The organism is Bacillus salipaludis, assembly GCF_030938565.1.
Classification (GTDB): Bacteria; Bacillota; Bacilli; order Bacillales; family Cytobacillaceae; genus Neobacillus; species Neobacillus salipaludis_A.
Genome location: NZ_JAVGVR010000001.1, coordinates 5,375,538 through 5,395,662, shown reverse-complemented (window position 1 = coordinate 5,395,662; position 20,125 = coordinate 5,375,538). Strand labels below are relative to the sequence as shown.

Below are 20,125 nucleotides of genomic sequence, written 5' to 3'. Positions count from 1 at the left end.
TCAATAGATAAAAATTCCATATGGTTATTTAATAATTTGTAATTCTTTCGGGAAGTTTGTTAATACTTTAGCACCGTCCGCGGTAATAAAGAGATCATCCTCAATTCGAACCCCGGCTACCTCAGGTACATAAATTCCTGGTTCAATTGTATATACCATGCCTTCTTCGATGACCAACTGATTTGTTTCAGTCATGGAAGGATATTCATGAACACTAATTCCAAGTCCATGTCCTAAACGGTGTGGAAAATACTCTCCATATCCTGCATCAGCAATAATTCTGCGGGCGGTTAGGTCAACCTCTGCTGCTGTCACACCAGGCTTACTAGCCTCAATTGCGGCAAGCTGCGCTTTTAAGACAGTGTCATAAATTTCTTTTTGCTTATCATTAATGTCTCCGTATGCAACGGTTCTAGTGATATCAGAGCAATAGCGATCAACGACAACACCGAGGTCAAATAAAACCAAATCGCCTTTTTTTATTTTTGTTAACCCCGGGTTGCCGTGCGGAGATGCAGCGTTTGTACCAGTTAAAACCATCGTTGCAAAGGACATTTCGGTAACGCCCTTTTGTTTTAATGCATATTCGACTGCATTAAGAACATCTAATTCTGTTTTGCCTTCTTTGATTTCACTTGCGCCGAATTCGACAGCATAGTCTGCGAGTGCACAAGCCTCCTCGATAACTTTTAATTCCTTAGCATCCTTAATCATTCGAAGAATACGTAATTTTTCTTCAGCAGAAATAAAAGCAGCTTTTGGGAAAAGGCTCGATAGTTGTTCGTACCGTTCCACATTCATATGTTCTTTTTCAATCGCTGTTTTCGATACGATTCTGATTCTTTTTTGAATAGAGCTTTGAATCATTTCCCAAGGATTTTCGATGTCATTATATCCTATGATTTCATGGTCCCATCCGGAGCGTTTCGCATCATGAACTTCCATGGCCGGACAAACAAGAAATGGTTCCTCTTGTTGAAAAACAACAAGAGCCAGCAGGCGTTCATGCGGATTCGTAAAATATCCGCTTAGGTAAAAAACATTTTCTGAAGAGGTGATGAAGCTTACTTCGATTTCATTTTCTTTCATCCAAGCTTGAAGCTTTTCTACACGTTGATTCATGTTAGTTCCCCCTTAAAAATCATTTCCACTTTTGAGATTATCAATTTAACGCCTGAATGTAAACAAACTGGGCTTTAGAAGTGATAGTTTATTATAGGACTGTTACAGTTCAGTTTTTTGCTAAAAGTGTTATCTTTTGGGTAAAGTTATTTTGTGAGGAAGGAATTCCTAATTTTAGTATGGAAGTAATTATAAAACTATTTAATGAGAGGAGTTAAAACAATGAAAATTTCTTATCATGGCCATTCCATTGTTCAAATTCAAACGGAAGGGAAAACAATTTTAATTGACCCGTTCATTCGAGGAAACTCTTTAACGGATCTAAATGTGGAAGCGGTAAATCCTGATGTTATTCTGTTAACACATGGTCATAACGACCATGTCGGTGATACGGTTGAAATTGCAAAAAGAACCGGTGCCCTTGTTGTTGCCAACGCTGACCTAACCACTTATCTCAGCTGGCAAGGTGTTCAAACCCATGGGATGAATATAGGCGGTGCCTATCAATTTGATTTTGGAAAGGTCAAACTGACACAGGCTTTTCATGGATCAGGTTATGCAACTGTTAACAATGAGATCGTGTATTGCGGCATGCCAACGGGTATTTTGTTTAGCAATGAGGGTAAAACAATTTACCATGCCGGCGATACAGGGCTTTTCTCCGATATGAAGTTAATTGGTGAGCGTCATCCAATTGATGTTGCCTTCCTGCCAATCGGTGATAATTTTACGATGGGCGCGGAGGATGCGGCTTATGCTGCCAAATTATTAAACGCGAAAACAGTTGTGCCGATTCATTTTAATACATTCCCGCCAATTAAGCAGGACCCGAATAAATTTATTGAACTACTTGAGGAACAAAACGGTAAAGTTCTTCAGCCAGGGGAAGCTATAGAATTATAATGAATTAAGGTATTTGTCTACTTTTTTTCCTCTTTCTAGCATAAATATGAAACAAGCAGTTTTTAAGGGAGGAAAAAATGTGAAGAAAAACAGATATTTATTATGTCTTTTACTTTGCGGAGCAATGCTTTATTATGCAGTGCCTCAATTATCGGTAACCGCACCGGGGCAGAAAGGGATTTTTGCTTTAGCGTGGCTTGCCTTTGCTCTAATGGTGATTGCCGGTAATTTAACGGGAATTCTTTATAGCCCGAAAAAAGCAGCTCAAAAACATCAACCAAACCGCAGTAAAAGAAAATCCCGCATGTTTCATTAAAGAGTATAAGAAAAGCTCCGGTAGAACCAATACCGGAGCTTTTTCGTAATAATGTAACAATCCTCATTGTCTAGCTCCACCGCCTAGCCTCTCGAGTCGCTTCGGTCCTGCCCATGAAGTCAAAGAACGACTTCACAGTCATGCCCGCAAGCAGCTGTCGGGGCTAACCAAGGCGCTTCCGCTTTTCTTGTATTGTATCAAGGCTTTTTTAACTCTATAATTAAATTTACACACGGAATCCGGGAAAGTCATTACTGGATGAATGGGAATTTAAAATAAAGGGTGACGGTCTTGGCTACAAAACATGAACAAATTTTACAATATATAGATACACTTCCTGTAGGCGAAAAAATCTCTGTCCGCCAAATTGCAAAGGCGATGAATGTCAGCGAAGGAACTGCCTATCGAGCCATTAAGGAAGCTGAAAATAAAGGATATGTCAGCACCATTGAACGGGTTGGGACCATTAGAATAGAGAGGAAGAAAAAAGAAAACATCGAAAAACTTACCTTCGCAGAGATTGTAAATATTGTGGATGGTCAAGTTTTAGGGGGAAGAACGGGACTCCATAAAACACTTAATAAATTCGTCATTGGAGCAATGAAATTAGAGGCAATGATGCGCTATACCGAAGCGGGCAACCTATTAATCGTCGGCAACCGGACGCAAGCTCATGAGCTTGCCTTGAAAGAAGGAGCGGCAGTCCTGATAACTGGGGGATTTGATGCCGAAGACCAAATCAAAAAGCTTGCAGATAATCTTGAATTGCCAGTTATCTCAACGAGCTATGATACGTTTACTGTAGCAACGATGATTAACCGTGCCATTTATGACCAATTAATAAAAAAAGAAATTATCTTGGTGGAAGATATTTTAACTCCTTTGTCTGAAACATTTTTTCTAAAAACATCAGATAAGGTTTCAAAATGGCATGAATTAAATCAACAAACCACCCACAGCCGTTATCCGGTTGTAGACCATAATATGAAGGTTCAAGGGATGGTTACCTCAAAGGATATATTAGGGCAGGATTTTGAAACAACTATTGATAAGATTATGACAAAAAATCCAATGACTGTAAGCGGAAAAACAAGTGTTGCTTCCACAGCCCATATGATGGTGTGGGAGGGAATAGAGGTTCTTCCGGTGGCAGATGATTCGAACCGTTTAGAAGGGATTATCAGCAGGCAGGATGTGTTAAAAACGCTGCAAATGAATCAACGGCAGCCGCAAGTCGGTGAAACGATTGATGATATCGTAACCAACCAGATGGAATTAATTCAAGGGAAGGCAAAAGGGGAAGAGGTTTATTCCTGTGAAGTCAGCCCGCAAATGACGAATCATCTTGGAACCATTTCCTATGGTGTCTTTACCACGATTGTCTCTGATGCGGCAAATCGAATTTTACGAAGCTATAAAAAAGGCGATCTTGTCGTTGAAAATATGACCATCTATTTTCTTAAACCCGTTCAAATGGAAAGTACACTAGAAATTTATCCAAAAGTGCTTGAAGTAGGGCGGAAGTTCGGTAAGGTGGACGTTGAGGTATTTAATGACGGCATATTGGTTGGGAAAGCGATGATGATGTGTCAGCTAATTGATCGAACCTAAAAAATACTATGTTAAAGAACCATGTTGATTTTTAAACAAAGTTGATTGGAGTGGAAGGCACGTAGACTCCTCGAAAATGCTAACGCATTTTCTTCGTGCGTGGGCCGATTCAAGGAAGCAATTCAGTGTCCTGTGGGAGTATGGGGCAGGGAAGACCCCGCAGGAGCAAAGTGACGAAGAGGTTTCCCAGACCGCCCACGAACCGCTTGTGCTAGGAGCGGAAATCAACAACTAAGTTTCACAGTGCCAAAAATAAGAAAAGCCGCTCCTGATATTAATGGAGCGGCCTTTCATTTATTTACTGTCTTTTTAGGGCCTCGGCTTCTTTAACAGCAAATGGCAGGTAATGTTTATAAGCTTTATACCCTGTCCAAGAGCTTATGCCGCCAATGATAATAAAAACAGCAGCAACAATAATGGTAACGGTTGTTTGCGATAAATATACAGTATTAATACCGAAAGAGAAGACAAAAAGACCAAGGGCAATACTCGATTTAGCCGAAAGCCATTTCTTTTCAGCAGGACGGTTGCTTCTAAAGTACTTTGTTTTATAAAATAAGTATAGTACAAATAATAGGACAATTAAAATAACGAGTACTGACATTTTTAGCTCCTCCGAACTTTTAAAAAATCATCTACTATTGTACAGGTTATCATCAAAAAATGCCAGAACCGGTTCAAAATGAACAGAAAAAGGAGACGCCATGCAAGAAAAAATCTTAGAAACAATTAAAAAATATGAAACCATTATTGTTCATCGCCATGTTCGTCCAGACCCTGATGCATATGGTTCCCAATGCGGACTTGTCGAAATGTTGAGAGCATCTTTTCCAGAGAAAAAGATTTATGCGGTGGGCCGCGAAGAACCATCCCTTCATTTTATGCAGCGATTGGATACCATCGAGGATGCAGTATATAACGGTGCACTTGTGATTGTGTGTGATACAGCTAACACAGAAAGAATTTGCGACAGCCGGTATACTTTAGGAGATATGCTGATAAAAATTGATCACCATCCAAACGAAGACCCGTATGGAGACCTTTTATGGGTGGATACGAGTGCAAGCTCTTGCAGTGAAATGATTTATGATTTCTATTTATTTGGGAAAGAGCAAGGTCTGAACATGAATGATAAAGCAGCAAGACTCTTGTATGGAGGGATTGTTGGCGATACTGGCAGATTTCTTTATCCAAGTACAACAGAAAAGACTTTTTCACATGCAGGAGAATTAATCCAATATAATTTTTCACGAACAGAACTCTATGACAAGATGTATGAGCTGGATTTAAATATCATTAAGTTAAATGGATATATTTTACAGAACTTTGAGCTGCAGGAATATGGAGTGGCCTCGGTTATTCTTACAAAGGAGCTTTTAGAGGAATTTGGGGCGAAACCGCCGGAAGCCTCCTTATTAGTTAGTACATTAGGGGACGTTAAAGGAATCACAGCCTGGGTCTTTTTCATTGAAGAAGATGACCAAATTAGGCTTCGCCTCCGCTCAAAAGGACCGGTAATTAATGGAGTAGCACGCAAGTTTAAAGGCGGCGGTCATCCCCTTGCTGCAGGTGCATCCATTCATTCTTGGGATGAAGTGGACTTAGTTTTAAACGAACTACGAGAGGTTTGCAAATCTCATTCCTAATTATTAAAATTAATGGCTGTATTAAAGGATAATGTTGATTTTTGACAACGTTGATGGGAGCGGAAGGCGCGAAGACTCCTCAAAAATGCTAACGCATTTTCTTCGTGCGTGGGCGGATTCAAGGAAGCAATTCATTGTCCTGTGGGAGTACGGGGCAGGGGAGACCCCACAGGAGCGAAGCGACGAGGAGGCTCCCTTGGACCGCCCACGAACCGCTTGCGCCTGGAGCGGAAATCAACCTCCAAGTTTAACACAGCCAAATTAATAAAAATTCGGCCCTTTATTGTTAGGGCCGAATATTATTCATCAAAATTAATTTCAAGCTCAATGGAAAGAGTGGTATAAACAATCATTTCTTTCACTTCCAGCTTGTATCTTTTATTGTTAATTTTCACTCTTTTATTTTCAATGATTTTTTTAATCAAATCCTTACTTTTATAAACAGTTTCGAGGTCCTTGGCCAGCATCATGCTAATATCGTCCTTTACGGATTCCTCTGTTTCAAATGTACTTAGCTGATCAAGCTTATATTTCTCCCAGTTTGTAATCCGAACATTTATTTTTTGAACTGTAATTTGTTCAATATTGCGTTTATTACTCTCTTTATATTCCTGTTGCCAAATATTAATATCCTTTTTCAATTCCAGGATTTCATCCTCCTGAAGACGGATTTTATGCGTATGCTTTTCTTGCCATACCCCAAAAATATATAAAAAAATGACCCAACTAATTGCACCGCCAACAGCCATTCCGGAAAAAAATCTTTGCCATGCGGGCCTTCTATAGTAAGGCGGGATTCTCATGATAAATGCTCCTGTGTCAACCAATTGATTATTAGAGCACCTGTTTGGGCACCGCCAAGTGCGGAAAGAATTAAGAGGATCTGTTTAAATACATCCTTTGTCTCAGCATTAAAAATTCCTCTCTCAAAGCTGTACACAGCATCAAAGGTCCCGCCAATCGCTGCTACAATTGCCCATATTCGAAGGGCTGAAGACAAACGAGCAACGGCTGTCAGAGGCGGCTGTCCAGTTAGGAAAGAAGCAATTCCCCCAATTAATGACCCGCCAAGTAAAACGCCTAAGGCAATAAAGTAGCTTTCGATAAAAGTAGGAAAAAACCCAATCTCTTTCATGATTTCAACCGCCCTTACACAAAATCAGTAATCTCTTACTCATTTATATGGACAAAGCCTAACGAATATGTTTTTTGCACTAAAATATGAGTAATGTCTAGCTCCAGCGCCTAGGGACTCTATGGTCTACAGCCAATCCGTCAAGAAGGTCAAAGTACAACCTTCTCGCCGGCTCGTTTTATGCTAGGCTACAAAAAGCTAACGCTTTTTGTACGCATTAAGTGCGGCTAATCACTGGATTTGCTACGCTTGCCAGTGATTAGCCGCACTATATTGCCCCTGACCAAGGTGCTTCTGCTTTTCTTTAGGGGAACATATTTTCTTTTTTTCAATGAAGTTCTATAATAAGAAATAGATAATCGTTTTAAGGGTGTGATGACTAATGTCTTTTATTCACCTGCATGTATATAGCGCGTACAGCTTATTAACGAGTACGGCATCTGTTCCTAATTTGGTAGAAAACGCAAAGAAAAAGGGTTTTTCCGCCATAGCGATAACAGACCGAAATGTCATGTACGGAACAATCGAATTTTATAAATTATGTAAGAAATTTGATATAAAACCCATCATCGGTTTAACCATAAATGTTCAAAGTGAAGAAGCAGAGGCGGAGTCTTTTCCGCTTGTCTTACTGGCAGAAAATGAACAAGGCTTTAAAAACCTATTAAAAATATCAAGTGCGGTTCAAACTAAATCACCAAGTGGTATTCCTTTCAAGTGGTTAAAACACTATGCAAAAGGGTTAATTGCTATTACCCCGGGAATCGAGGGGGAAATTGAACAATATCTAGCAGAACGGAAGGAAGAATTAGCAGAAACTGCTGCCAGAAAGTTGAGGGGAATTTTCGGTAATGACCATCTTTTTTTCTCGATTCAAGATCATCATTTGGAGAAAGAAAGATTGATAAGAGATGGAATTCTATCACTTTCCCAAAAGTTAAATATACCCATTGTTGCAACAAACTCTGTTCAGTATTTAGAAAAAGATGATTCTTTCGCACATGAAGTCATGCTGGCCATCAAAAATGGTGATAAAGTAAATGATGAAAATCATGAAAAATTGGGGAGTGACCATTTTTATTTAAAAACACCAGAAGAAATGGTTGAGACTTTTTCTGAAATACCGGAAGCCTTAGAAAATACAATCGCCATTGAAAAACGCTGTCAGGTAAACATTGAATTAAACAAGACTTTTCTACCTGTATATCCAACAGAAAATGGTATGCAAGCAGAAGATTATTTGGACATGCTTTGTAAAAAGGGATTAGCTGAGCGTATAACTAATCCTTCAGAAGAATATCAAAAAAGGCTTGCTTACGAATTATCGGTCATTAAACGAATGAAGTTTAGCAACTATTTTTTAATTGTTTGGGATTTTATGAGATATTCTCGTGAGAATGGGATTTTGACCGGGCCGGGCCGGGGGTCGGCAGCAGGTTCTCTTGTTGCCTATGTACTGTACATTACGGATGTAGACCCGATTCAGCATCATTTATTATTTGAACGTTTTTTGAATCCGGAACGAATTTCCATGCCTGATATTGATATCGATTTTCCGGACCATCGCCGCGATGAAGTCATTGAATATGTTGCAGATAAATATGGGGATTTGCATGTTGCTCAGATTGTCACGTTCGGAACAATGGCGGCAAAAGCAGCATTGCGGGATGTCGGCAGAGCATTTGGATTCAATTCAAAGGAATTGGATCATCTTTCAAGGCTTATTCCCACTCGATTAGGAATAAGTCTAAATGCTGCCTATAACGAATCAGAGGCATTAAGAAATTTTATTCACGAAAATCAATTGAACCGGCGTCTCTATGAGACTGCCTTGAAACTTGAAGGGCTCCCGCGGCATACATCCACGCATGCGGCAGGAGTAGTGATCAGTGAAAAGCAGCTTGTTGATTTAATCCCCATTCAACAGGGAAGCGGAAATGTTTATTTAACGCAATATTCAATGGAATACCTTGAAGAAATTGGCCTGTTAAAAATGGACTTTCTTGGATTAAGAAATTTATCGCTGATTGAATCCATTTTAGCTTCCATAAAGAGAAAAACCGGTAAAAAAGTAGAGATCGGTTCCATATCACTAAACGATTCTGAAACGTTTGAACTGTTAGCGAGCGGGGAAACCACAGGAATTTTCCAGCTGGAATCGGAGGGAATGAGAAAGGTGCTAGTCCGCTTAAAGCCCTCACGATTCGAAGATATTGTGGCGGTTAATGCGTTGTACCGGCCAGGTCCAATGGAAAATATCCCGCTGTTTATTGATCGCAAACATGGAATAAAGCCCGTTAGTTATCCACATCCGGATTTAAAAAACATCCTTGAGAATACATATGGAGTCATCGTCTATCAGGAGCAAATCATGCAAATTGCCTCGACAATGGCCGGATTCTCGCTGGGAGAAGCCGATTTATTGAGAAGAGCTGTTGGAAAGAAGCAAAAAGAGACACTGGACCGTGAGCGAAACCATTTTGTCCAAGGGGCTTTAAAAAAGGGTTATGAACAGAGTTTGGCGAATGAAATATACGATTTGATTGTCCGCTTTGCCAATTATGGATTTAATCGAAGCCATGCAGTTGCCTATAGTATGATTGCCTATCAGCTTGCTTATTTAAAAGCACATTATCCATTGCATTTTATGGCGGGGTTATTAACGGCTTCGATTGGAAATGAATCAAAAATATCGCAATATATTATGGAATCAAGGCAAAAGGGGATTAAAGTACTTCCTCCTTCCATAAATAACAGCGGGTATTCATTTCAAGTGGAACCGGAAGGGATTCGTTATAGTTTGGCGGCTATCAAGGGTATCGGTGCAGCTGCCTTGAAAGAAATCTTTGGAGCAAGAAAAAAGAAAAAATTTGAAGATTTATTTGATTTTTGCAGCCGTATTTCATCGAAAGCAATTAATCGTAAACAGCTTGAAACCCTGGTTCATTCCGGAAGCTTTGATGAATTTGGGGAAGACCGTGCGGTCCTGCTCGCCAGTTTAGATGTTGCAATTGAACATGCCCAGCTGGTGAATCCGGATGACTCCAGCCAAATTGACTTTTTTTCCGGTGAAGAGTACTTTCCGAAACCAATGTATGTACAGGTTGATCCAATTAGGTCCGAGGACAAGCTTTCCTTTGAAAAAGAAGCACTCGGATTTTACCTTTCCAATCATCCTGTTTCCACGTATGAACAGGAGTTAAAACAAAAGGGGGCTCAAGCGATATTTGAGCTTACTATGAATAGGAACAGGGCAATTTCAGGAATTTATGTTACTGCCTCAAAAAAAATTCGTACGAAAAAAGGTGAATCGATGGCCTTTCTTACCATTAGTGATTCAAGTGGTGAAATGGAGGCAGTGGTTTTTCCTGCTGTTTATAAACGCTTTTCAGCAATTTTAGACCAAGGGAAATTTGCCGTCGTCGAGGGAAAGGTAGAAGAAAGGGAAGGGAAACGTCAATTTATTATCCAGCAGGCAGCAGAAATGCAGCACTGGCTTCAGGAAAAAAAGCAAAAAGCCTCTGTGTTATATATTAAAATTGTCGAGGGAAAACAGGATGAACTTTCTTTAAGGAAATTATATTATTTTTTAAAGGAGGAAAAGGGGGATACTAGTGTTGTCTTACATTATGAATCCACCCGAAAAACTGTCCGATTAGCAAGTGAATATAATGTACATCCCACTTCTAAATTATTGACAAACTTGGGGGACTTTCTTGGTCCCGATAATGTCGTATTGAAAGAATAATTCTTTACAACTTTCGCAGATATGTTATAGTGATAAAGAGACGAGTGTGGTCAGACCACTCATAGTCGGAGAGATTTCAAAAAAACTTTTTGGTGATAATTTAAGGGGTGACTTAGCTTGACTTTACGTGAAGAAGCATTACATATGCACCGCATTAACAAGGGGAAATTAGAATCAAAATCAAAAGTTCAAGTTCGAAATGCTAAGGATTTGAGTTTAGCATATTCACCAGGTGTAGCGGAGCCTTGTAAAGATATCTATGAAAAACCCGAAACTGTTTACGACTATACAATGAAGGGGAATATGGTTGCCGTTGTGTCCGATGGGACAGCTGTACTTGGTCTTGGAAATATCGGCCCTGAAGCTGCATTGCCTGTTATGGAAGGAAAAGCAGTCCTATTCAAAAGCTTTGCAGGAGTGGATGCTTTCCCAATCTGTTTAAATACTACAGATGTTGATAAAATCGTTGAAACTGTTAAGCTGATGGAACCAACCTTTGGCGGTGTCAATCTTGAAGATATTGCTGCTCCACATTGTTTTGTTATTGAAGAAAGATTAAAAAAAGAAGCCAATATCCCAATTTTCCACGATGACCAGCACGGTACAGCGATTGTTACGGCTGCTGGATTAGTCAATGCCTTAAAGTTAATTGGTAAAAAGATGACTGAAATTAAAGTGGTTGCGAATGGCGCCGGTGCTGCCGGGATTGCAATCATTAAATTGTTATATCATTATGGTGTAAGAGATATTATCATGTGTGATACAAAGGGAGCCATTTATGAAGGCCGTCCTGTCGGAATGAACGCCGTTAAGACTGAAGTGGCGAAATTCACTAATCATGATAATTTAGCTGGAAGTCTTGAAGATGTAATTAAAGGCGCGGACGTCTTTATTGGGGTTTCTGTTGCTGGTGCCCTTACAAAAGAAATGGTTGCATCTATGAACGAAGATGCGATTATCTTTGCCATGGCTAACCCTGATCCAGAAATTATGCCTCATGTAGCAAAAGAAGCCGGGGCAAAGGTTGTTGGGACAGGAAGATCAGACTTCCCAAACCAAGTAAACAATGTTCTTGCATTCCCTGGATTTTCCGTGGAGCGCTTGATGTTCGTGCGACACATATCAATGAAAAAATGAAAGTGGCTGCTGTTGAGGCGATTGCTGGTTTAATCTCAGAAGCTGAGCTTAATGAGGATTATGTCATTCCGGGACCATTTGATCCCCGTGTTGCACCTGCAGTAGCATCAGCTGTTGCAAAAGCTGCAATGGAAACAGGAGTTGCACGTATTAAAGTTGACCCTGAAGAAGTAAAAGAAAAAACGATGAGACTTGCTATTATTGGAAAAAGTGAGTGAGATCGTAAGTGTCAAATACGAAAGTTTACCTCGAAATTGTAAAGCAGTTGAGAGAAATGATCACTGCTGACGGACTTAAGTCCGGCGATAAAATACCATCTGAACGGGAATTATCAGAGCGCCTGAATGTCGGGCGCTCTTCCGTTCGAGAGGCCCTTAGAGCATTAGAATTGCTGGGGTTAATTGAAACGAGACGCGGGGAAGGAACCTTTATTAGAGATTTCCGCGGGAACCAGCTTGTACAACTTTTAAGTACCTTTATTTTACAGGATGAAAAAGCGAAACAAGATGTTTTTGAAACAAAAAATTTAATTGAAATGGATTGTCTCCGATTAGCCATTCAACGAATGGGTAAAGAAAGTATTTTGAAACTCATTGAAAAAGTTAAATCCGGTCAATTGGATGATGATGAGTTTTTTTACCGAATCATTGAAAACGCTGATAACCATTTATTTTTAAGAATGTGGTTAATTTTAAAGGATTATTACAACTCACTCCATTTAAGAAAAGTTGAATATAAACGGGAAGATTACCTTATTTTACTCGAAGCGTTAGCGGAAAAAAATGAGCAAAAAGCGCTTTCAGCCTACCGGAATCTGCGAAAATTGTCTTCTTTAGCGACAAATACTAACAAAATTTGAACCCCAAATCCTTTATAGTGGATACAGACAAGCGATGCCCGGATAATGGGATTTTTGATATGTGGGTGGTCTGACCACTTTTATAAACCCGCAAAGGTATGAAGTGATTAAAGAATAGAAAGACTTTTGATTAGAAGATGTAGCTCTTGCCGATTGGCCTAAGAACTACAACGAGGGAGGTTATTTTTTGCTTAAAGACCTTTTTACAAAAAATAATACAAAGAAAAGAAAATATGCAACCATTCCAACTGAAACGGTAAAAAGTGATGTACCTGAAGGAATTATGACAAAGTGTCCTTCATGTAAAAAGATCATGTATACAAAGGAATTAAATAAAAATCTAAAAGTGTGTATACATTGTGGTCATCATTTCCAAATGAATTCAAGAGAGCGGCTTGAAAGTTTTCTGGATGAAGGTAGTTTTGAAGAAATAAATGAAAATATGATTTCAAAAAATCCTTTGAATTTTCCTGATTATCTGGAAAAGCTGGATAAAGACCGCGAAAAAAGTAAACTAAATGAAGCGGTTGTAACTGGAATTGGAACTGTGAATGGTCATAAAATTGTTGTAGCCATTATGGATGCCACCTTCCGAATGGGAAGTATGGGATCGGTTGTTGGTGAAAAAATAACACTTGCGATCGAAAAAGCGGATGAGCAATCCGTACCATTTATTATTTTTACTGCTTCCGGCGGTGCCAGAATGCAAGAGGGAGCACTAAGTCTTATGCAGATGGCCAAAACCAGTGTTGCCTTGAAGAGGTTTAGTGATAATGGCGGTCTAATTATTTCAATGATGACACATCCAACTACAGGCGGTGTTTCCGCAAGCTTTGCATCGCTAGGTGATTATAATTTTGCAGAACCAGAGGCTCTGATTGGCTTTGCAGGTCGAAGGGTTATTGAACAATCCATCCGTGAAGAATTACCGGAGGATTTTCAAACAGCTGAATTCCTTTTAAAACATGGGCAGCTTGATGCAATTATTTCTCGTTTGGATTTAGTAGATCAAATTACTAACATTCTTGAAATCCATCAACCTGGAGGTGAAATTGAATGGTAGGAGAACTAGAATTTGAACGTCCAATTATTGAGCTTAGAAAGAAAATCAGCGAAATAAGGGAATTTACCAAAACAGCTGATGTTGATCTAAGTTCGGAAATTGAAAAATTAGAGACACGCTTAGAGAAACTTGAAAAAGATATTTACGAAAATATTAAGCCATGGGATCGCGTGCAGATTGCCCGCCATCCAAACAGACCGACAACACTCGATTATATTGCGGAAATCTTTGAAGGCTTTTTTGAATGTCACGGCGACCGGACCTTTTCGGATGATGAGGCAATTGTCAGCGGAATTGCTAAATTTAAGGGATTACCTGTTACCATCATCGGCCATCAAAGAGGTAAGGATACGAAGGAAAATATCCGCCGGAATTTTGGAATGCCGCATCCGGAGGGGTACAGAAAAGCACTTCGTTTAATGAAGCAGGCAGATAAATTTAAACGGCCGATTATTTGTTTTATTGATACAAAAGGTGCCTATCCTGGGAAAGCCGCTGAAGAACGTGGGCAAAGTGAAGCGATTGCAAAGAACCTTTTTGAAATGGCTGGTCTGCGGGTACCTGTAATCTGTATTGTTATTGGTGAAGGCGGAAGCGGTGGAGCCCTCGCACTTGGTGTCGGCAATCGGATTTATATGTTGGAAAACTCTACCTATTCAGTTATTTCACCCGAAGGGGCAGCAGCTATTCTGTGGAAGGACGCCGCTCTTGCAAAGAAAGCGGCAGAAACGATGAAGATTACCGCACCAGACTTAAAAGAACTGGGTGTAATTGATGATATTATCCCTGAGATTAAGGGCGGTGCCCATAAGGATGTTAAAAAGCAGGCAGAGGAAATTGAAAATATGTTAAAGACTTCCTTACAAGAACTTCTTAAACTTTCAGAGGATGAATTGATTGAAGATCGCTATAATCGATTCAGGACAATAGGTGAGTTTTCACTTGCAAAGGATTACATTGGTGTTCAGTAAAACGTGTCTTTTTTAGACACGTTTTTTTATATCAAGGTCATTTTTTGTAACATAATATTCATTGAAAATTATTAAAAAAGACAATGATAACGGTTGCATTTACAATTAAATCGCTTGCAGTTGACAGACTATTCCGTCTATTTATTTTTGCATTATGAATCAGTTGTTATCGTTATTTCTTCATGTTATTTTATAAATATTCAAGTGTTTTATGCGAATACTAAAAGCAGTTATCAACAAAATAGGCTGAGAGTCTAATTTTTTTTTTGCAATACATAAATTTAGGTATTTTATAATGGGGTGTTTACCATGAAAAAAATTGGGGTACTTACGAGTGGTGGAGATTCACCCGGTATGAATCCGGCAATTCGTGCAGTTGTTAGAAAAGCAATTTATCATAATCTTGAAGTTTACGGTATCTATGGTGGCTATTCAGGATTGATTTCCGGTAATATAAAAAAACTTGAACTAGGTTCAGTTGGAGATATCATTCATCGGGGTGGGACCATGCTTCATTCAGCCCGCTGCCTGGAATTTAAAACAAAAGAAGGTCAGCTTCAAGGAATTGAGCAATTAAAGGCTCATGGAATTGACGGGTTAGTGGTAATCGGAGGAGATGGTTCGTACCGCGGAGCAAAAGCTTTGACTGAGCAAGGTTTTCCTTGTGTAGGTGTACCAGGAACGATTGATAATGATATACCAGGCACAGAGCTTACTATTGGATTTGATACGGCGCTCAATACGGTAATTGATGCTTTAGATAAAATCCGTGACACAGCTACATCCCATGAAAGAACGTTTGTGATTGAAGTAATGGGTCGCAATGCAGGTGATATTGCTCTTTGGGCAGGTCTTGCCGGCGGAGCCGAAACTATTTTAATTCCTGAAGAAAATTTTGATATGGATGAAATTGCTGACCGTCTTCGCAAGGGTCAAGAGCGTGGTAAAAAACATAGTATTATTATCGTGGCTGAGGGTGTTTGCAGCGGCGTTGAATTTTCTAAAAAACTAGAGGAAGCGACAGGCTTTGATACTAGGGTTTCCGTTTTAGGACATATTCAACGGGGGGGATCACCAAGTGCTGCCGATCGTGTCCTTGCCAGCCGTTTAGGAGCAAGGGCTGTGGAGCTTCTACTTGAAGGTAAGGGTGGACGTGCAGTCGGAATCGAAAATAATCGGCTTGTCGATTATGATATCATCGAAGCGTTAGGGAAGAAACACACATTAGACCTGCAGCTTTATAACCTTTCAAAAGAATTATCCATTTAATCATGCTCAATCTAGGAGGAAATAAAGGATGTTACGGAAAACAAAAATTGTTTGTACAATCGGTCCTGCAAGCGAGTCGGTTGAAAAATTAACACAATTAATTGAATCGGGAATGAATGTAGCAAGATTGAATTTTTCCCATGGTAATTTCGAAGAACACGGTGCACGGATTAAGAATATTCGTGAAGCCGCAAAAAAAACAAATAAAACAGTCGCTATTTTGCTTGATACTAAAGGCCCTGAAATCCGTACAAATAATATGGAAAACGGTGCAATTGAATTAAAGTCCGGGGAAAATATAATTATATCGATGACAGAAGTAGAAGGAACACCGCAAAAATTTTCCGTTACATATGCCGGGTTAATTGAAGATGTTCACGTAGGCTCGAAAATTTTATTGGATGATGGGCTAATTGGTCTTGAAGTAACAAAAATAGATCAATCTGCAAATGAAATTCATACAAAAATTTTGAATAGCGGTACATTAAAAAATAAAAAGGGTGTAAATGTACCGGGAGTTTCTGTTAATTTACCAGGAATTACAGAAAAAGATACAAAAGATATCCTTTTTGGGATAGAGCAGGACATCGATTTTATCGCTGCCTCCTTTGTTCGACGTTCCAAAGATGTTTTGGAAATCCGCCAGCTTTTAGAAGAAAATAATGCAGCCCATATTCATATTATCCCTAAGATTGAAAATCAAGAAGGTGTTGATAACATTGATGAAATCCTGGAGGTTTCCGATGGTTTGATGGTCGCACGCGGTGATCTTGGGGTCGAAATTCCTGCAGAAGAAGTTCCACTTGTACAAAAAATGTTAATTAAAAAATGTAATGCACTAGGTAAACCAGTTATTACGGCAACGCAAATGCTTGATTCGATGCAGCGTAATCCAAGACCGACACGTGCAGAAGCTAGTGACGTTGCTAATGCCATTTTCGATGGAACAGATGCTATTATGCTTTCAGGGGAAACGGCTGCCGGCACGTACCCTGTAGAAGCCGTACAGACCATGCATAATATTGCCTCAAGAGCTGAACAAGCACTAGACCACAAAGAAATCCTATCAACCCGCAGTAAGGATACGGAACATAATCTGACTGATGCGATTGGGCAATCAGTAGCACATACTGCACTTAATCTTGATGTAACCTCAATTGTTACGCCAACGGCGAGTGGTCATACAGCAAGGATGATTTCGAAGTATCGTCCGAAAGCACCAATTGTTGCTGTTACATCAAATGATTCGGTGTCCCGCCGTTTATCCCTTGTTTGGGGCGTATACCCGCAGCTGGGAAGAATGTGCGCAACCACGGATGAAATGCTCGAAATTGCTGTTGAAGAAAGTGTAAATAGCGGTATTGTCAAACACGGAGATTTAGTGGTGATTACGGCTGGTGTTCCTGTTGGGGAAGCCGGTACGACCAATTTAATGAAGATTCATGTTGTTGGTGATATCATTACAAAGGCTCAAGGCATTGGACGGAAGTCTGCTTTTGGAAAAGTAGTGATTGCACACAATGCAAAGGAAGCTATGGAAAAAGTAAAACCAGGATGTATTCTAGTTACAATTGGCTCTGACCGTGATATGATGCCTGCGATTGAAAAAAGTGCCGCACTTATTACAGAAGAAGGCGGTTTAACCAGCCATGGTGCTGTAGTAGGCTTAAATTTAGGGATTCCTGTAATTGTCGGTGTTGAAAATGCCTTAAACCTATTTACAGATGGTCAGGAAATCACCGTGGATGCAGCAAGGGGCGTTATTTATAACGGACATGCGAGTGTTCTATAATAAAAAAAGAAGGGCTTTTGCTCTTCTTTTTTCCTTTTCAATGGTATGATTGTCTTAACAGGTAGTAGGGGGAGAAGGAAAATGCGTTACTTATTTTTATTGATTATCATTATTCCGGCTGCTGATATTGGGCTGCTCCTTTTTTCAGGCAAAACAATTGGAGTATGGCCAACACTTCTCTTTATCCTTTTGACAGGGGTCCTAGGTGCCTATTTGGCAAAAAAACAAGGCATACAAACCATTCGAAGAGCACAGGAACAGCTGCGCTACGGACAGATTCCTGGTGAATCAGTACTAGATGGTGTGTGTATTCTGATTGGAGGAACGCTCCTTCTTACACCCGGATTTATTACCGATATCCTGGGATTTCTCATGCTTTTCCCACCAACTAGAAAACCAATTAAATTCTTAATGAAAAATTCGTTCCGCAAATGGATTAATAAAGGCAATATTAAAATAATAAAATAAAAAAACGTCAGCAGCGGAGCTGACGTTTTTTTATGCTTCTTTTCCCACAATGAATCCCCATAAATCATGAAAGACATTTGCACGGTAAAGTGTACTGATAATGACAAGGGTAACTGGGCCAAGGATTAATCCTAAAAACCCAATTAATTTAAATCCGACGAATAAAGCAATTAGGGTTGCTAATGGATCAAGGCCAATATTAGAAGATAGAATTTTCGGCTCCATAATCTGTCTTTGAGCTAAAACAATCACATATAGAACACCTAACCCAATAGCAAGTCCTGTATCTCCAGAAATGACCTCATAAATAATCCATGGAACAAAAACAGCCCCTGTCCCTAGATAAGGAAGTACATCGACAATCCCAGTGACGAGCGCAATCGTGATTGCATAATCGACACGAAGGATAAGCAATCCGATTAAAATAATAACAGTAGTGATGGAAATAAGGGTTAATTGTGCTTTGATAAACCCAAATAAGGCTTTCTTTAAATCAATAAAAACAGTTTTTCCACTGGACTTTGCTTTTTCAGGTAATAATTTTCCACCAAGGGCTGACAGACGATACCAATCCTTGCTGATAAAGAAGGTTGCCAGTAAAGAAAAGATTAAGACGGTAGCGGCAGTTGGAAACCATGATAAAATGTTAGGAATAATCCCGAAAAGGTTTTGGATGAATGAACCGACAGTGGAACCAATATTCTTCCCTACATTTTGAATATTTCCGATAATGGTATCCTGCTGTCCGGCATCAAGCTTGTTAAAAACACTCGTTAATTGATTATAGAAGGGAATAATCTGGGCAGTGACGACTTTTTCAATATAATCGATTAATGTATCAAGATGTTCCGGTACTACTGCGGCAAGGTAATTTGCTCCAGAAACAATTTCTGCAACTAATAATGTAATCAATCCCGCAAATAGAGCAAAAATAAAGATTAGCGATAGGAAAACAGCGAGTACCCTCGGCATTTTTGCTTTTTTCTCCAATATATTAACCAAAGGATTAATTATAAAAGCAATAACGAGCCCAATTAGAAATGGATAGGTAACCTTTGATACATAATAAAAAGATAAAAATCCAAGAACCACAATTCCTACTACTAAAAGGAATCTTAACGTTCTATATAAATACTTTAGATTCAAGCTTAAACCTCCTCTCTAGAATGATCTATTTTAATTAGATATATTTTAACATTTTTGAATGAAACTGCATATTTTTCCAATCTTATTTTTAAGGACCTTTTTATAATGTTATACTGATATATTTATAATGGGAGGTGCACAACAAATGATGAGTCATTCATTATTGTTTTTATTGTTATTACTCGGAATTGGTTTTATAGCTAAAAATAACTCCTTAATGATTGCGATTGCAGTTTTGCTTTTACTAAAATTTAGCGGATTAGGGGCAAAATCGTTCACCATTTTGCAATCGAAAGGAATCAATTGGGGTGTTACGATTATTACAATTGCAGTACTAGCTCCGATTGCAAGTGGAGAAATTGGTTTTAAGGATTTAACAGGCGCATTTAAATCCTCATTTGCCTGGATTGCCCTTATCTCCGGTATGGCCGTTGCCTTATTAGCAAAAGGGGGGGTCTCATTACTTGCGAATGATCCTCAAATTACGACAGCACTAGTTTTAGGAACCATTTTATCCGTTTCGATTTTTAAAGGTGTGGCAGTCGGACCGCTTATTGGGGCAGGTATTGCCTATACAGTGATGAAAGTTGTTGATTTTTTCACTTAGAAATTTTGTAAAAATAATATTTTTTCTTTTTTTCAAGTCCTTCTCATTCACAAAACTCTGATAATTGTTTATAATAGAACGTGTAAGCGTATCCTTTTTTTACATATCTCACTCATATATGATAAAATACCTTTATAATAAGCAATTTATTATGAAGGAAAGATTTTGCTTTTTTCCGAGCAAGCGCTCACTCTATTTCAATCTATTGGAAAAATGGGTGAGATGAGTAAACACTATAAATGGGAAAAGTACAACCTACTTTATTCTTTTCATCCAGGATAGCTTTTGCTAACTTTTTTTGAAAGCCATAATAAACAAATGGGTAATGGGGA

17 protein-coding genes and 1 pseudogene are annotated in these 20,125 nt (G+C 39.2%); 13 read left to right on the top strand and 5 right to left on the bottom strand.

Annotated elements, in window-relative coordinates; genetic code table 11:
* Window positions 1-24: 24 nt before the first annotated feature.
* Window positions 25-1,122, bottom strand: coding sequence for a M24 family metallopeptidase (locus tag RCG21_RS26870; RefSeq protein WP_133334339.1), 1,098 nt, complete (start codon window positions 1,120-1,122; stop codon window positions 25-27).
* Between the two features lie 222 nt (window positions 1,123-1,344).
* Here RCG21_RS26870 and RCG21_RS26865 point away from each other — a divergent pair, with 222 nt between their 5' ends.
* From RCG21_RS26865 to RCG21_RS26855, 3 genes are all read left to right on the top strand, one after another.
* The gene (locus RCG21_RS26865; RefSeq protein ID WP_133334340.1) at window positions 1,345-2,025 is read left to right on the top strand and encodes a metal-dependent hydrolase; all 681 of its coding nucleotides are present in this window, start codon (window positions 1,345-1,347) and stop codon (window positions 2,023-2,025) included.
* Between the two features lie 79 nt (window positions 2,026-2,104).
* Window positions 2,105-2,341, top strand: coding sequence for a hypothetical protein (locus tag RCG21_RS26860; RefSeq protein ID WP_133334341.1), 237 nt, complete (start codon window positions 2,105-2,107; stop codon window positions 2,339-2,341).
* A 291-nt stretch (window positions 2,342-2,632) separates the two neighbouring features.
* Window positions 2,633-3,952, top strand: a complete 1,320-nt coding sequence (locus RCG21_RS26855) for a CBS domain-containing protein (protein WP_133334342.1) — start codon at window positions 2,633-2,635, stop codon at window positions 3,950-3,952.
* Between the two features lie 298 nt (window positions 3,953-4,250).
* Here RCG21_RS26855 and RCG21_RS26850 read toward each other — a convergent pair whose 3' ends face one another.
* Window positions 4,251-4,556, bottom strand: a complete 306-nt coding sequence (locus tag RCG21_RS26850; protein ID WP_133334343.1) for a YtpI family protein — start codon at window positions 4,554-4,556, stop codon at window positions 4,251-4,253.
* Between the two features lie 100 nt (window positions 4,557-4,656).
* Here RCG21_RS26850 and RCG21_RS26845 point away from each other — a divergent pair, with 100 nt between their 5' ends.
* A complete protein-coding gene (locus RCG21_RS26845; RefSeq protein WP_133334344.1) occupies window positions 4,657-5,598 on the top strand; it encodes a DHH family phosphoesterase in 942 nt (313 codons plus the stop codon).
* 299 nt (window positions 5,599-5,897) lie between these two features.
* Here RCG21_RS26845 and ytrI read toward each other — a convergent pair whose 3' ends face one another.
* Window positions 5,898-6,401: a sporulation membrane protein YtrI gene (gene ytrI / locus RCG21_RS26840; protein ID WP_026572203.1), complete on the bottom strand. Its 504-nt coding sequence runs from the start codon at window positions 6,399-6,401 to the stop codon at window positions 5,898-5,900.
* Entirely contained in the window at window positions 6,398-6,736 is a 339-nt protein-coding gene (gene ytrH, locus RCG21_RS26835) for a sporulation membrane protein YtrH (protein WP_235824799.1), read from the bottom strand. Before ytrH ends, ytrI begins: the two co-directional genes overlap by 4 nt.
* Before the next feature lie 379 nt (window positions 6,737-7,115).
* Between ytrH and dnaE the strand changes: the two genes are divergently transcribed.
* The 8 genes and pseudogenes from dnaE (at window position 7,116) to RCG21_RS26795 (ending at window position 18,040) form a co-directional block, all read left to right on the top strand.
* Window positions 7,116-10,481 carry a DNA polymerase III subunit alpha gene (gene dnaE / locus RCG21_RS26830; RefSeq protein WP_133334346.1) on the top strand — a complete coding sequence of 1,122 codons (3,366 nt, stop codon included), beginning with the start codon at window positions 7,116-7,118 and terminating at the stop codon, window positions 10,479-10,481.
* Between the two features lie 117 nt (window positions 10,482-10,598).
* A pseudogene (gene ystJ, locus RCG21_RS26825) lies at window positions 10,599-11,836 on the top strand (NADP-dependent malic enzyme).
* Window positions 11,837-11,892: 56 nt separating this feature from the next.
* Window positions 11,893-12,477, top strand: coding sequence for a FadR/GntR family transcriptional regulator (locus tag RCG21_RS26820; RefSeq protein ID WP_133334705.1), 585 nt, complete (start codon window positions 11,893-11,895; stop codon window positions 12,475-12,477).
* 187 nt (window positions 12,478-12,664) lie between these two features.
* The gene (accD, locus tag RCG21_RS26815; RefSeq protein ID WP_133334348.1) at window positions 12,665-13,540 is read left to right on the top strand and encodes an acetyl-CoA carboxylase, carboxyltransferase subunit beta; all 876 of its coding nucleotides are present in this window, start codon (window positions 12,665-12,667) and stop codon (window positions 13,538-13,540) included.
* The gene (gene accA, locus RCG21_RS26810) at window positions 13,534-14,511 is read left to right on the top strand and encodes an acetyl-CoA carboxylase carboxyl transferase subunit alpha (protein ID WP_133334349.1); all 978 of its coding nucleotides are present in this window, start codon (window positions 13,534-13,536) and stop codon (window positions 14,509-14,511) included. The genes accD and accA overlap by 7 nt, the downstream gene beginning before the upstream one ends.
* Before the next feature lie 309 nt (window positions 14,512-14,820).
* Window positions 14,821-15,780 carry a 6-phosphofructokinase gene (gene pfkA / locus RCG21_RS26805; protein WP_133334350.1) on the top strand — a complete coding sequence of 320 codons (960 nt, stop codon included), beginning with the start codon at window positions 14,821-14,823 and terminating at the stop codon, window positions 15,778-15,780.
* A 28-nt stretch (window positions 15,781-15,808) separates the two neighbouring features.
* Window positions 15,809-17,572, top strand: a complete 1,764-nt coding sequence (gene pyk / locus RCG21_RS26800; protein WP_133334351.1) for a pyruvate kinase — start codon at window positions 15,809-15,811, stop codon at window positions 17,570-17,572.
* Window positions 17,573-17,653: 81 nt separating this feature from the next.
* Window positions 17,654-18,040, top strand: coding sequence for an FxsA family protein (locus tag RCG21_RS26795; RefSeq protein WP_133334352.1), 387 nt, complete (start codon window positions 17,654-17,656; stop codon window positions 18,038-18,040).
* A 30-nt stretch (window positions 18,041-18,070) separates the two neighbouring features.
* Here the strand turns inward: RCG21_RS26795 and ytvI are convergent, their stop codons facing one another.
* Complete coding sequence (ytvI, locus tag RCG21_RS26790; protein ID WP_133334353.1) at window positions 18,071-19,186, bottom strand: sporulation integral membrane protein YtvI; 1,116 nt, start codon at window positions 19,184-19,186, stop codon at window positions 18,071-18,073.
* Between the two features lie 145 nt (window positions 19,187-19,331).
* Here ytvI and RCG21_RS26785 point away from each other — a divergent pair, with 145 nt between their 5' ends.
* Entirely contained in the window at window positions 19,332-19,793 is a 462-nt protein-coding gene (locus RCG21_RS26785) for a DUF441 domain-containing protein (protein WP_133334354.1), read from the top strand.
* Window positions 19,794-20,125 lie beyond the last annotated feature (332 nt).